Genomic DNA, 13,191 nt, shown 5'->3' with positions numbered 1-13,191 from the left:
TCTTACTTGTATTCAATGATGCGCATCGCGCGACCGGTCAGGCGGCGCCAATGAAACCGCATCAAACCGATAAGATTGGGGAATTTCGATAGGGTGAGCAGGATCGCATGACGAAAGGCCTCGCCACCGGGCAGACCTTCGCGCATCAGCCCTTGGGCGGTGCGGATGTAGTTCCATTCATAGAGCCCGAAGAGCAGCAGCGGCAGCCACCATGCAACGGCCAGACTGAGGATCATCGCGAGCGGAATTGCAGCGCCATAGATCAGCACGCGCTGACGCTCCCGGCGAAAGTACTCCGGATGCAGATGCCCGACCTGCGCGAATCCGTGCCCGGTGCGCTCGGCCCGTCGCCACCATTGCCCAAAACGCAGCATCGCGGCGTCGTGACGCGTCATGTCCTGTGGAATGCGTTCCAGCAGCCACCCGGCCTTGCGCAGCCGTGTACAAAACTCGTCGTCTTCGGCGGCGATCACCTCGGGGTTCATGCCGCCGACAGCTTTCCATGCCTGCGCCCGGACCATCATGTCACCGCCACAGGCATCGATAAGCCCAGCGGGACGGTGCCATTCCCAATCGCAAAGCTGGTTGTAGATGCTGGCATCACGGTGGATTTCGCTGCGCCAGCCGGTCACGAGGCCCAACTTTGGATTGCTCTCCAGATGCGTGCGTGCGGTGGCAAGAAAACCGGGCACCAGCGTGCAATCGCCGTCGATGAACATGACGATCTGCGGATCATCCAATGCGTCGAACCCAGCGTTGCGCCCGCGCGCGGCAGTGAAAGGCAGGCTCATGTCGAGTTTCACGACCTTTGCCCCGCGGGCTTCGGCTTCGGCCACGCTGTTGTCGGTTGAACCGGAGTCCACGTAAACGACCTGACGGGCTTGCCCGACCACGGAATCGAGGCAAGCGGTCAGTCGGGCGCCTTCGTTGCGTCCGATGAGAACTACATCAACAGGGGTCATGGTCGCTTCCCCGTCGGCGGTGTGCCGTCCGAATAGCCGCAAAACAGACGCGACAAACGCGCGGCTTCGGCGGTAACTTCGAATTCTGCGGCCACCTTGGCCTGACCATTTTTTCCGAACGAACGCCGAAGTTCAGGATCGGCGAGAAGCGTTTGCAAGGCCTCTTTCAGCGCATCGGCGTCTCCGGGCGGAACCAGCTTTCCGTTTTCGCCGTCTTCGACAAGCTCGGGCACGCCCGCAATCCGTGTCGTCACAACCGGCACGCCGGATGCCAAGGCTTCCATCAGAACGACGGGCACCCCCTCGGCAAAGCTTGGCAGGACAAAGACATCTGTCCCGGCGAGCGCTTCGGCGACCTCCGCCTGGCTTTTGTAACCAACAAAATTGACAGGCAAACCTTTCGCTTTGTCTTCCAGATCAGCCCGATCCGGCCCGTCGCCGATCACCGTAAGATGCCAATCCCTATCCATCCCGCGCAGGGCGTCGAGCAGAACTGGAACCCCCTTCACCGCAGCCAACCGCCCGACAAAAAGCAATTCCTTGTCGGCATGTGGGGCGGTGGCATACCGCGCCGTCTCCACGCCGCAGTGGATGATGTGGAACCGAGTCCAATGGGTTTGGTCGGCGAAACACATGAGTTGCGATCGGCAAAAGTCGCTTATGCAGGCAACAAAAGCGGCGCGCGCGGCTTTTTCGTCAATCCGCCAGTGGTTCGGCTCAAAGAAGATATCCGGACCGTGGATCGTGAAGCTGTAGGGAATGCCGGACAGCTCTGATGCCAGCATCGCCACGGTGCAGGACGCCTTGGCGATGTGATTGTGCAGATGCGTGACGCCATGCTGCGCCAACGCGTCGGCCAGAACGCCGGCTTCCAGAAAGTAGATCAGATTGTAGGCGCGCCCTTTGAGCCCTTTGGGCGCGGTCTGCCATGCGAGCCTCAAGGCGCGCAGGTAGCGCGATGGGTTTCGCATCCAGCGCAGGTGCGCACGCAGCAGGCGTGTAGGGGATTTGCAGGTGTCCAGAACCTTGAACGTGCGCGCGTGTTCTTCGCGCTGTTCAGGGCCAACCAGATGCTCGGCTCCCGTTGTGCGGATCGAACAGGTGACAACCTCGTGGCCGATATCGCGCAAAGCGGCGACTTCGCGTTGAATGAAGGTGTCGGAGGCGCGGGGGTATTCTCCGGTCAGATAGGCGAGCTTGGGGAGGGTCATGGACGATCCTCCAAACTTTGGGCCAGCAGAGTTTCGAAATCCGCCTGAGACGGCCCGGCGAGGATGCTGCGGCCCTTCTCGTTGGAATAGCTGAGCGGCATCAGCCGGGCCCGGGCAATCGGTTCGCGAAACAGGCCGGGCAGGCGGCTTGCGACAGGCTTCAAAAGGCGAATGAGCTTGAGCCAGACTGCGAAGGAAATCGGCAAAACCAAACGGGGCCAGCCCGCCCACTTCCGATGGGCCGAGACAAAGCGCGCGCGGCTCGGCCTGTCATCGTCCAAAGCGTTCACAGCGACGATACCCGGCGGCACAGTGCGTGCTGCCTTGATCAGGAGTTCGGCGAGATGGTCGACATGGACCACCGGCAATTCGCCGTCGTCGCCACCGATCTGGACGAAAATTTTGGAAGCCCAGAAGCCAAGCAAGGCGTGCCATGTCCGTCCGGATCCCCAGACTGCGCCGGGCCGAATGAGCCATGCGCTTTGCCGCGCATCTCGGACGAGCGCTTCCTGCGCGAGTTTGGCCTTTGTGTAAGGATCGCGTGCTGTCTCGGTGGTCTCCAATGGGCTGGCTTCATCCAGCAGATCACCGGGTTTCAGGGCCATCGTGTCATAAACCGCGATTGAAGACACGAGCACCAACCGCGCTTGTTCGCCTTGCATGGCGTCCAAAAGCGTTTTCGTGCCGCCGACGCTTAGCGTTTCATGCGCTTTTGGATCGTCGCCCATATGTGCAGCCGCGTGGATGACCGCGTCCACACCCGGCAATTGCTCTTTCAAACTGTTTTGCGCGCCCGGATCGGACAGGTCCAATCGCAGCGGCTCGATTCCGGCGTCGGACTCCCAGTTGGCATGGGGCAGGCTGCGATACTGTGCAATGACGTCGATGCCTTGCGCGCGGGCGGCCCGCACAACCGCGCCGCCAACAAACCCGCTCGCCCCGGTTATCAGGATACGCGTCACTTCGCCCATGGCATCGGCTCCATGGGATTGCATCGGGTTGTCATTGTCAGCGCGCCGCTATGCTCCCCGGCATTCTGGATGGCCAATGTGACCTCAGTCATGTGCAGCGCAAAATCTCCGCCAAGGCGGCTTGGGCGGCCCTCCCGGATCGCTTCCAGTACTTCGGCGGGGCCGAGCATGAAATTCATGGCCGCCGCGCCCCATCGTTTGACCTTTGGATGAGTGGGACCTTGGAGCCGCACCCGGCGGGGCCAGGGCGATTCCATCAGACGCCTGCGGATTGTCATGCGTCGTGCAAAGCGAACCTTGGCGGCATTGTCCCAGGCGGCATCACAGCTCAGCACACCTTTGTCACCGGTGATTCGGATTGCATGGTTGTGCGGCGCGACGATGCTGCATGTCAGGCGGGTAACTGGCCCGTTCTCAAAAAAAAGTGTAGCGACCGAGAGGTCCGGGGCAAAAGGACCGTCACCTGCCTTTTCCGGCAACACTTCGGCGCTGGCGGCGACAACGGTGTGCACGGACCCAAACCAGCCAATCAACCACCCGAGGTAGTATCCCGCGTGCTCAAGCGTACACCCGACCCGAAACTCATCTTCGTATGGCCAGGGCGCGCCGCTTTCGGATGTCCACTTCTCAAAAGCGGCCTGCGGGATGAACCCATCGTCCAGTTCCGCGTAGATCGCGCGGGGCGTTCCCGCGGTGCCATGTCTTAAGGCGTGCCCAAGCGTTTGCGCGGCTTCGCCAAGTGCCGAACAGGGGGCCGATGCCAGCTCGAGCCCTTTCTCAAAAGCCAATGCATGAAGGGTTTTTGCGTCTTGGGTACACATGGCGAGCGGTTTTTCCGAATAGACCGGATGACCCGCATTCAAACAAGCAAGGGTTGTTTCGAAATGGGCATGTGGGTTGGTTAGATTGAGCACCAAGGCCCCGTGTGCGCTGTCCAATAGCGCTTCGAAGCTTGTCTTTTCGGGAACACCCCAGAACTGGCAGAATTGGGCCCGACGCTCTGCATCGATATCAAAAACGCCTGCAACAGATATACCGGTCATCGCGGACAATGAACGCATATAGAGGTCAGCCACAAAGCCGCATCCCAGAAGCAAAACCCGCGTCATGGTTGTGGTACCCAATAGGGCACGTGCGGCCGATGAAGGCCGAATTTCTCAATGTTTTCGGGCATAGCTGCTCTACCCACCGTTAACTGTTTCCTTGCTTAACTGGCAAACATGGCCAGAATTCGACAGACACGGGTGTATTGAACAATCCCTGCGAAAGCCGCCCTTTCGCCACGATTTTGGCACCAAAGCTTGTTTTTTTCCCACTCAATGCTGGTGCAGGTGCAAGTTATATACCCGGTGAAGAGGGGTTTGATGCTTTTTACGATCAAAAGTCAGACGATCAACGTCAACGTGCCGACCTGGGATGATCTGGAATCCCGGGTTGAAGCGCGTTTGCGCGAGCGTTCGGGCTTTTCTCTTGCAACCATCAATCTCGATCACCTTGTGAAACTCAACAGGTCTTCGGTTTTTCGCGATGCTTACCAACGCCAGGATTTTGTTGTCGCTGACGGCAATCCGATTGTCTGGATGTCGAAACTGGCCAAACAACCGGTTGAACTGATCCCCGGATCCGACGCGATTTTGCCCTTGGCAAAGGTCGCAGCGCGGAACGCCGTTCCTGTGGCTTTTGTCGGCTCCACAGCCGAATCGCTGGCTTCTGCCAAAGCGTTTCTCGAAACCGAAGTGCCGGGGCTTGAGGTTGCGCTCTGCATTTCGCCGCCGATGGGATTCGATCCGCTAAGCGAAGCCGCTGATGAAGTGCTTCGACAAGTTGAAGCGTCGGGGGCTGGTCTGTGTTTTGTCGCTCTCGGTGCGCCCAAGCAGGAAGTGTTGTCCGCGCGAGGCCGGACAGTTGCGCCCACCGTTGGCTTCGCGTCCATCGGCGCGGGCCTCGATTTCTTTGCCGGATCGCAGAAACGCGCACCGGATTGGGCACGACGCTATGCCCTTGAATGGATGTGGCGGATGCTCGGCAATCCGCGCCGTTTGGGAGTGCGTTACCTGAAGTGCCTGTTGATCCTGCCGGGCCAAGTGGTTCAGGCGCTGGCGCTTCGGGCTCGCAACCAACTCTGAGCGATCACAGTCTGCGGGGTTTTTGGCGCCGGAGCAGGAGCAGATCCTTGATCCGACCCTTCAGACCGCGCGGCGGCAAAACCTCGCAGTCCATTTCAAACGTGACGCCGTTGACGCTCTGATCACACATAAGCGCCAGCGAAACACCCCATTTTGCCGATACCGATGGATCAAGCCCATCTGGGATCCCCATGCCGGTCTGCAACATGCCGGGCATCCAGTCGGAAATGACAATGCCGGGAAAACGATCAGAGAGATCGGCGATCAGACTGCGGGTCAGGATACGCGCGGCGCCTTTTGAGACGGAATAGGCCCCGGCCGTTGGCAGAGGATTGAGGTCGGCGAAGGTGGCAACGTTCAAAATCCGCCCGCGCCCGCGCTCCGCCATGTCCGTCAAAGCGGCGTGCGAGCAATTAACCACACCGCCGAGGTTGATTTTGACCGTGTCCATGAAGCGTTCAGCACTGGCGGCGAGAAAATCTTCGCGCGGGTAGACAGCGGCGTTGTTGATCAGCAGGGCGATTGGCCCGTGGTTCTTTCGCATTTCGGCGAAGCAGCCTGCAACGGCACGTGCGTCTGACACATCAAGCGGTTCTGAGTGGAACCGGCCTTTCTCGCAGAGCCTTTTGGTTTCCTCCAAGGTTTCCGTGCGCCGTCCGGTCCCAATCACGGTGAACCCGCGCTGCGTCAGTTCCACTGCAAGTGCCCGGCCAAGGCCCGTTCCGGCACCGGTGACAATCGCGATACCGTCGGACGGGGTCAGCACATTCATGAAAGTGGCTCCTTCTGCATCAAATCGGCAACCCTCAGTGCATTGGCGGCGATGGTCAAAGACGGGTTCACACCCATGGACGTCGGCATAAAAGACGAATCCGTAACCCAGAGATTGACCACATCATGGGTGCGGCAGTCCGGGCGCAGAACGGAGGCGGCCGGGTCCGTGCCGAAGCGGAGGGTGCCGCAGGGGTGCCCGTAGTTCAACTCGGGCGTTACGCCCAGGAACAGCCTGCGATGGCCTCGAAACGCTTTGCGTATGGCGCTCCGAAAGGCACGGCGGCGGTGCAAAAGCTCCGGCGAGAATTCATATGTGACCGATAACCGTTCCGGATGCACGGGATCGAAAAGAACACGGTTGTGCGTGTAAGGCAGGTCTTCCATCAGCCCAACAAACAGCTGAGCCTGTCCGAAAAGGCGGGCGGCGATGGCGGCGGGCAGGCGCGTAAGATGGTGTAAGCCGGGCCACCGGTTCAGGCGGCTGCGGGCAAGCATCTGATTGAGGTAGAACACGATTTCGCCATAGGAGGCGCGAATGCCCATGGATTGGATCGTGCCGAACCGGTCATCGCCATGATAGAGATCGCGCAGCGAGATAGCTTTGGTCGCGCCATCTTCCGGGTCGCCATCGCGCGGCCACAGGGCGAAAATCTCGTTGAGGTGGAACATCAGGTTGCGGCCCACCTGATCAGAACAATTGGCGATCCCGTTCGGTGCGGCTTCGCAGGCCGAGGCCAGCAGCAGATGGGCCGACCCAAGCGCCCCTCCTGCAAGGATGAAACGCTTGGCGCGGAAGTGCTGCACCTGGCCGTCGATCCGGGTATGCACCTCCGAGATCTGGTTGCCCGAAGCAATCAGGCGCGTAACCTGGGCGCTGTGGATCAGCGCCGCGTTGCCACTGCGCAAAGCGGGTTCAACACCGGCAGACCGCCCGTCCATCTTGCACGATTTCGGGCATTTCGTCCCGAGGCATTTCTGGCAGCCCGGCACCCGTTCCAGAGCCGTGTGGGCGTGGTAAGGGTGCAACCCGGCTGAGCTCAGACTGCGCATCAGCGAGGCTTCCGTCCGGTTCGGCTCTGGCGCTGGGCGCAAGGGCATTGGCTGTTCGCTCGAAAGCGGATCGGCCTCTCCGTACACCCGGAACCACTCAGCCGCGCGATTGAAGTAGGGCGCCATGGCATCAAAAGACACCGGCCAGCCGCCCGTGGGATGTGGGCGCTCTTCGGTGGGCTCTAGATCATGCCGTTCCGGCCGCTCCAAAGTGGCCGCGTAGAAAACTGATGACCCGCCAACACCCGCGCCCAATGGCGCGTAGAAGGCGGACTCCGCGCCGTTCAGACGCAGGTGCAACGGTTCCGGCCAAAGTCCGCGCGCAAGGCGCGCCTCGGGCAGAAAGGCTTCGCTTAGCCCGTTTGCCTCAGAGCGAAATCCTGCAGGTCCGCGTTCCAGAAAGAGCACCTTTTGTCCGGCCTCGGCCAAGGCCCGGCCCACCGTGCCGCCGCCGATTCCGGTGCCGATAACGATGGCATCCCAAAGCGTATCACCGGCGATATGAGTCATTCTGAAACTTGGACGGAGCGCGCGGTTTGCTGGGTGATCGCTGCAAAAACGGGCGCAAAAACATCCCTGACCCGCAAGGCTGCTGCATTGGTCAGATGGTTGTTGTCAAAGTATTGCCCGATCCCGTCATGAACCGCGGAACACTGATCTGCGTCACAGAAATAGGGCCATGTATCGAGAAAGGTGATCTGCCCATTGTCCTGCAAAAGCTGCCAGGGCGCATCAGCCAAAGCCGCCCGTAGCGCAAGTGCCGAGCGCTGGATCGTCGGTTCCGTCTTGGCCGCAGCGGCAAAAGGCCAGGGCGCATGCGCCGTCTCGCGAGCGGCTTCGCGACTGTCGTACAGAGGGATTTCGGGAGGCTGTCGTAGAACGAAGAGGTTTGGCACCCAAAGGGCGATCTTGGCGACGGTTTCGCGCGCGGCATTTGCCAGAAGCCGGGCCTGAACCGCGCCGACGGTTTCGGGGTTTTCGGTTGGATGCAAGGAAATGCGGTGTTCCTTGTCCAGACCAACGCCCTGACCGCTGGAATAATAGCTCCAGCGTCCGATCAGCAGGACGGCCTCCAGAGTGTTCAGCCGCATGAAGCTTTGCTCGATCTGTTTGTTCGCTTGGGTACAGGCCAGATCCTGCGCGGCTGTGGCGGCGCTTTCGACCTTGCGAACACCGAAGAGAGGGGGGCAACCGGCACGCCACAGGATGACGCCGGGCACGCCAGCCTCATGCGCGGCAAGATCGAGGCCTTCCTTGAAGGCCCGGACATGGCTGTCGCCCCAAACCAAAACGCGTGCCGGGCCGTCCGGACCAATTGGGCAGACTTCAAGGCCATCAAGCGGCAGTTGCGTTGCCACATAACAGCGGCTCCAATCCTGCAGGAAGTCTCCGGAGGCGTTGATATGGGTACGCGCCTCTGCGCCGAACCGGCTTGGCACACCATCCTGCGTATAAAGCCATCCACCGATGCCAAGTGTGATGGCGGACGCCAGGGCCGTTCCGGTCATGACAAGCCCGCCTGAAAGACGCTGCGCGTGGCGCACCGGGTTTTCGACAAAGCGCCACGAAATCCATGCCAGACCGACGGACAGCGTCATCCAGAACACGGTTTCGACGATGTTGGCATAGCCGTCCCGGAAATAGGTCGACAGGGTGAAAACGGGCCAATGCCATAGGTAGAGCGAATAGGAAATCGCACCGAAAAACAGTGCGGCGGGACTGCAAAGGATTTGGTTAACCGGATTGCGGTTGAACCCGTTGGCGATGATCAGGACCGTCCCCAGAACCGGCGGAATGGCGAGCAGACCGGGAAAATGGGGGCCTGCCGGGATGAACACCATCGAGCCAAGGATGAGCGCCGCGCCAAGCCAGGACAAGATCGCCCACCCGCGCCAGCGGCGGCCGGTCTCATAGCCCCAGATCGCGAGCAGAACACCGCTCAGAAGTTCCCATGCACGAAACGGAAACAGGTAGAACGTCGCCGTCTGATAGCCTGGGGTCAAAAGGATACACCCGGCAAGCGATGCGGCCCAGATCGTGATCAGGACGCCCAGAAGCCCCCATCGCCATCGCGCGAAGAGCAGGATGAGCAATGGCAGGACGATGTAGAACTGCTCTTCGACGGCAAGCGACCACGTATGCAGAAGCGGCTTGTCCTCCGAGGCGACGTCGAAATATCCCGCGCTGCGGAAGAAGAGCACGTTCGAAAGATAGACTGTCGCTGCGACCAGCGTCTTGCCGTATTCGCGAAACTCGAAGGGCAGCATGAGCGCCCAGCCGACAAGCGTCGTGACAATGGCCATCACGAAGAAGGCGGGTGCGAGCCGGCGGAAGCGGCGCGTGTAGAAATTCTTCAGCCAGACCCGCCCTGTCTGATCATACTCACGCCACAAAATGCCGCCGATCAGGAAGCCGGAGATCACAAAGAAAACGTCAACGCCGACAAACCCACCGGGAATGGGCAGGCCGAAATGGTACAGAACGACGCCAAGCACCGCGACGGCGCGTAGCCCGTCGATATCGCCGCGATAGGGCATTGCCGGACCAAGCGGTGCGCTCATGCGGCAACCCTTTGGCAGGGGGCTTGGGACATGTCGGCTCCTTCCGGGTTCTCCGGTCGTTGTCTTGGCGCGATGGTCAGGCTTTGCCAGACCGGTGGGCAGCGGTAAACACGTCATGCCCTGTTTTCTTGGCGTGACGTGTAGGTGTTGCTATCGGATTAACTATAGATCAAATCTTGGCAGTATTTGGGCGTAGAGCGCCTCGGGAGTGCGAATTGTGAGCGAAAAGCAGATCTCCGCCGAGGTGCCGGACTGGAGCCGGGAAGACATCCGCCGCTTCTGGGATCCGGGTCAGAAACTGATCCGTGCTTTGCGGCGGTATCAGGCAGCTAGGGCGCAGGGCGGCGTTCTGGCGATGATCGCAGGCAAATACTGGGCGCTGAACCATCTCTTCTGGTCCACGATGTGTCAGACAGAGCTGCATCTCAACACAGAGGTTGGCGGCGGGTTGAGGCTCACGCACCCGACCGGGATCATCATTCACCCTGACGCCAGGATCGGTGTGAACTGCATGATCTTCCATCAGGTTACTCTTGCTGGTCCGGTGGTTCTGGGTGGGCACGTGGACGTGGGTGCCGGGGCCAAACTGATCGGGCCTTTGACGGTGGGTGATCATGCGGTGATCGGGGCCAACGCGGTTGTTACCAAGGATGTGCCAGCCGGGGCGACGGTGGCGGGCATTCCGGCCAAGATCATCGGCTAGATTCAGAAGAATGCGGGTTTTGGCGCGGGCGTGCCGCTCAGAACCCAATCGTAGACCTGCGCGACCTGTTCCGCCTTACGCGCCCAGAGGAAATGCGATTCGACGCGCGCCCGCGCGGCTTGGGCCATGGCCGGCAGGGCGGAAGGATCCTCCGCGAGGGTGTGCAGGGCTTGGGCGAAGTGCCTTGTTATCTTCTCTCTTGATCCACAAGGCACTTTGATCCCCAGCCCCTCGCGAACCAACTCCCCCGGCCCGGCATAGTCGACAATCAGCGGCACGACACCGAGCGCCATGGCCTCGAGGACCACACCGCCGCCAAACTCGCGGATCGACGGGAACGTCAGCAGGTGGCATTGTGCGAGGATGGTTTGCACGTCCTCATGGGCCTGCCAGCCGTGGAAGGTGATGCCGGGCAGGCCTTTTGCCTGTTCTTCCAAGGCGGCACGCATTGGGCCATCCCCGATGATGTCGAGCTTCAAACGACCCTCGCGCAGCAGGGGTGCCGCCGCCTCGATCAGCATGTCCGGCCCTTTATAAGGGACAAGGCGGCCGACAAACGCGCCGCGCAATGTGCCTTCCGGCGCGGCGAGGCGATTAAACCGCGCCGGATCAATGCCGTTTTCGGGAATGTAGAGTGTCTTGCCCTGATGCTGCGCCGGGATTTCGGACGCAGTATGCGCCGAGCCCGCAAGAATAGCGGAGGCATGCCGAAGGGTTGCGCCGCGCCCCGGAAGGAGTTTGTAGGCAGAGCGGACATAGCTCAGCCATTCCTTCTCTGCGCGACGTTCGGCTTCGAACCCTTTCGGCCAAGGCACACCGCCGTTCAACGGCCCAAGCACAAACGGCACGCCGGACTTGGCGCATTTTGCGGCAACGGAGGAGGAGATTGTCGGGGACAAGGGTGTGATGCGGTGGACAATGTCGTACGCGCCAGCCGTGATGGCTTCGCCGAAATGTTTCCAGACGAGGCGTTCGAAATGCGGATAGCTGAGCGCGCTGATCGCCTGAACCATCGTCCAGCCTTTGCCTTCGCCCATGCGCAGCTTTTCTGCCAGTTTCCAGGCGGGGCGGGCGAGGGCCTCGGAATCGATCGCGGTGAAGTCTTTCCCTTCGATCAGACCGGCACGCAAAAAGGCATCGCGGTTGCGGATCTGCGTGACGATATGCACATCCGCGACGTCCCTCAGCGCTGACGCGAGGGACCAGCCGACCAAGGGCACGCTGACCCACTCCGGGTTCGCGGCCTCGGCGATGGCAAGCACACGAGGACGAGCCATCACATCACCGATTGCCATTGCAGTTTCGCCGTGTGTGACTGCAGTTTCAGGCGCTGCGCCCGCAGTTGCTCCGCGTATCCCGTCAATGCCCCGGCAATAAGCCAGGTCAGCGGGGTCAAGGTGGCGTTCGGCAACATATCGGCAAGGTTGATGGCCAGGATCAGGGAAAGCGGGGCGATAAACGGTGAGATACTGTCTTCCCGTGCGGCGATGGACTCGCGCCAGAGCAGGATCAAGGGCCAGAGGATCAGGCCAAACTCCGCCAGGAACCCGACCCAGCCATAAACGCCAATCACGATAATCCAGCGCCCATCCGTCACGGTCAGGATATTGCCGGACACCGGATCAAGGATATGGTTCCGCCCCCAACTGCCCCAACCGAAAACCGGCTTGATGTAAGCACGGTCGAGCAGGGTTTGTTCGTTGTCGAAACGGAACTCCAGAGAGTTTGCCCGCTCCGGCTCGAAACTGGCGATGGCGCTCAGCAGGCGCTCTTCCGGGATGAGGTTCATGCCCTTCATGATCGGATAGCTGACCGCTAGAAGACCGATCAGGATGGCGATCCTGATCTGCATGAGGCGGCTGAACAGCAGCACCGCAGGAACCAGCATCAGGCAGAACAACAATGCACCAAAGGACTTGGCCAGCACGATGATCAAGGAAAGATACAGTGCCGCGCCCAGCAGCTTCATTCGGCTCAGGCGATCATCCATGCGCCACAGAGCCCAGGCGGAGACGACCGATGTCATGATGAAAAAGGCCACCCAAAGCCCGTGGTAAAGGAAGACCACAGGGCGGTAGCCGCCGGAGCGGATGCTTTGGCCAAACAGGTGCTGGTAATAGCCGTAAACCCAGAGATTCAGCTGCGGCGACAGGCGCATTTCGATCAGCATGAACAGAGAGTAGACAAGACCGCCGAACATCAGCGCGACCATCAGATCGCGCTGCGCACCGCCGTTGGCGAGGTGCTGGCGGGCAAGCAGGAAAGGCAGGATCAGAAGCGCCTGTTGCACGATCAGCGCCGCGGCGTCTTTCAGAGCCAAACCGGGCAGGCCAACCTGGCCGAAAAACACCGGGTCCTCATTGGTGACGACGGTGAGGATGGGCGACAGGACAAAGGTTATGATCAACGCCCGCCCAACCCAGGACACGGGCAACAGTGTACCTTGCGGACCGTAGCGCCACAGCACGATGACAAAGGCGGCGAGCGCCGGGACGTTGTGCTTGTTCAGGGGGGGCATCAATGGCAGGTCGAAGGCGGCGGGGGGTTCCGGCAGGAACAGGTAGCCGAGCATGAGCGACCAGATCAGCGCCCGCTCACGCGGCAACCGCATGAACAGCAGAACTGTCACGATAGGCCATATGGCCAGCGCGGCAAAGGCGATCGGGTTGGGCATCTGGGCCTTCGTTTGATGGGCGGCGGAGCGCCGGACGGGGATACCGTAGAGAAGCGCTTGGGCAATGTCGCGTCCACATTTGGCCAAAAGCGTGGAAATGGAAACAATGCGGTCACAGTTGCGTGCTTTGGTCAGAGGCCAAGGCCCGCTTGCCGCAGT

General features: G+C 60.7%; 11 protein-coding genes. 2 read left to right on the top strand and 9 right to left on the bottom strand.

What is annotated here, in order from left to right:
• Window positions 1-2 precede the first annotated feature (2 nt).
• Genes E4662_RS13255 through E4662_RS13240 form a run of 4 tightly spaced genes read right to left on the bottom strand, consistent with a single transcriptional unit; the run spans window position 3 to window position 4,253 of the window.
• The gene (locus tag E4662_RS13255; protein WP_136442054.1) at window positions 3-962 is read right to left on the bottom strand and encodes a glycosyltransferase; all 960 of its coding nucleotides are present in this window, start codon (window positions 960-962) and stop codon (window positions 3-5) included.
• Window positions 959-2,173 (bottom strand): glycosyltransferase family 4 protein, encoded by a 1,215-nt coding sequence (locus tag E4662_RS13250; protein ID WP_136442053.1) that lies wholly within the window; start codon window positions 2,171-2,173, stop codon window positions 959-961. The genes E4662_RS13255 and E4662_RS13250 overlap by 4 nt, the downstream gene beginning before the upstream one ends.
• Window positions 2,170-3,168: an NAD-dependent epimerase/dehydratase family protein gene (locus E4662_RS13245; RefSeq protein ID WP_240705186.1), complete on the bottom strand. Its 999-nt coding sequence runs from the start codon at window positions 3,166-3,168 to the stop codon at window positions 2,170-2,172. Before E4662_RS13245 ends, E4662_RS13250 begins: the two co-directional genes overlap by 4 nt.
• Complete coding sequence (locus E4662_RS13240; protein ID WP_136442052.1) at window positions 3,132-4,253, bottom strand: Gfo/Idh/MocA family protein; 1,122 nt, start codon at window positions 4,251-4,253, stop codon at window positions 3,132-3,134. Before E4662_RS13240 ends, E4662_RS13245 begins: the two co-directional genes overlap by 37 nt.
• 255 nt (window positions 4,254-4,508) lie before the next feature.
• Here E4662_RS13240 and E4662_RS13235 point away from each other — a divergent pair, with 255 nt between their 5' ends.
• Window positions 4,509-5,270 carry a WecB/TagA/CpsF family glycosyltransferase gene (locus tag E4662_RS13235; RefSeq protein WP_136442051.1) on the top strand — a complete coding sequence of 254 codons (762 nt, stop codon included), beginning with the start codon at window positions 4,509-4,511 and terminating at the stop codon, window positions 5,268-5,270.
• Between the two features lie 4 nt (window positions 5,271-5,274).
• Here E4662_RS13235 and E4662_RS13230 read toward each other — a convergent pair whose 3' ends face one another.
• From E4662_RS13230 to E4662_RS13220, 3 genes are read right to left on the bottom strand one after another with little or no spacing between them, the layout of a single operon-like run.
• Window positions 5,275-6,042, bottom strand: coding sequence for an SDR family oxidoreductase (locus E4662_RS13230; protein ID WP_136442050.1), 768 nt, complete (start codon window positions 6,040-6,042; stop codon window positions 5,275-5,277).
• Complete coding sequence (locus E4662_RS13225; protein WP_136442049.1) at window positions 6,039-7,604, bottom strand: GMC oxidoreductase; 1,566 nt, start codon at window positions 7,602-7,604, stop codon at window positions 6,039-6,041. The genes E4662_RS13230 and E4662_RS13225 overlap by 4 nt, the downstream gene beginning before the upstream one ends.
• Window positions 7,601-9,655, bottom strand: a complete 2,055-nt coding sequence (locus E4662_RS13220; protein ID WP_206080290.1) for an acyltransferase family protein — start codon at window positions 9,653-9,655, stop codon at window positions 7,601-7,603. The genes E4662_RS13225 and E4662_RS13220 overlap by 4 nt, the downstream gene beginning before the upstream one ends.
• 217 nt (window positions 9,656-9,872) lie before the next feature.
• Here E4662_RS13220 and E4662_RS13215 point away from each other — a divergent pair, with 217 nt between their 5' ends.
• On the top strand, window positions 9,873-10,358 hold the full coding sequence (locus E4662_RS13215; protein WP_136442048.1) for a serine O-acetyltransferase: 486 nt from the start codon (window positions 9,873-9,875) through the stop codon (window positions 10,356-10,358).
• A 2-nt stretch (window positions 10,359-10,360) separates the two neighbouring features.
• Here E4662_RS13215 and E4662_RS13210 read toward each other — a convergent pair whose 3' ends face one another.
• Together E4662_RS13210 and E4662_RS13205 are read right to left on the bottom strand one after the other, a co-directional pair.
• A complete protein-coding gene (locus E4662_RS13210) occupies window positions 10,361-11,635 on the bottom strand; it encodes a glycosyltransferase family 4 protein (protein WP_136442047.1) in 1,275 nt (424 codons plus the stop codon).
• The gene (locus tag E4662_RS13205) at window positions 11,635-13,032 is read right to left on the bottom strand and encodes a hypothetical protein (protein WP_136442046.1); all 1,398 of its coding nucleotides are present in this window, start codon (window positions 13,030-13,032) and stop codon (window positions 11,635-11,637) included. The genes E4662_RS13210 and E4662_RS13205 overlap by 1 nt, the downstream gene beginning before the upstream one ends.
• Between the last annotated feature and the right edge of the window lie 159 nt (window positions 13,033-13,191).

Source organism: Pacificoceanicola onchidii (assembly GCF_004804335.1).
GTDB lineage: Bacteria > Pseudomonadota > Alphaproteobacteria > Rhodobacterales > Rhodobacteraceae > Pacificoceanicola > Pacificoceanicola onchidii.
The sequence above is the reverse complement of the archived record's forward strand: the minus strand, read 5'-3'. Positions and strand labels throughout refer to the sequence as shown.

Bases quoted from the DNA above. Each gene is read 5' to 3' on its own strand.
- E4662_RS13255 (WP_136442054.1), bottom strand. From the start codon at position 962: ATGACCCCTGTTGATGTAGTTCTCATCGGACGCAACGAAGGCGCCCGA.
- E4662_RS13250 (WP_136442053.1), bottom strand. From the start codon at position 2,173: ATGACCCTCCCCAAGCTCGCCTATCTGACCGGAGAATACCCCCGCGCC.
- E4662_RS13245 (WP_240705186.1), bottom strand. From the start codon at position 3,168: ATGCAATCCCATGGAGCCGATGCCATGGGCGAAGTGACGCGTATCCTG.
- E4662_RS13240 (WP_136442052.1), bottom strand. From the start codon at position 4,253: ATGACGCGGGTTTTGCTTCTGGGATGCGGCTTTGTGGCTGACCTCTAT.
- E4662_RS13235 (WP_136442051.1), top strand. From the start codon at position 4,509: ATGCTTTTTACGATCAAAAGTCAGACGATCAACGTCAACGTGCCGACC.
- E4662_RS13230 (WP_136442050.1), bottom strand. From the start codon at position 6,042: ATGAATGTGCTGACCCCGTCCGACGGTATCGCGATTGTCACCGGTGCC.
- E4662_RS13225 (WP_136442049.1), bottom strand. From the start codon at position 7,604: ATGACTCATATCGCCGGTGATACGCTTTGGGATGCCATCGTTATCGGC.
- E4662_RS13220 (WP_206080290.1), bottom strand. From the start codon at position 9,655: ATGAGCGCACCGCTTGGTCCGGCAATGCCCTATCGCGGCGATATCGAC.
- E4662_RS13210 (WP_136442047.1), bottom strand. From the start codon at position 11,635: ATGGCTCGTCCTCGTGTGCTTGCCATCGCCGAGGCCGCGAACCCGGAG.
- E4662_RS13205 (WP_136442046.1), bottom strand. From the start codon at position 13,032: ATGCCCAACCCGATCGCCTTTGCCGCGCTGGCCATATGGCCTATCGTG.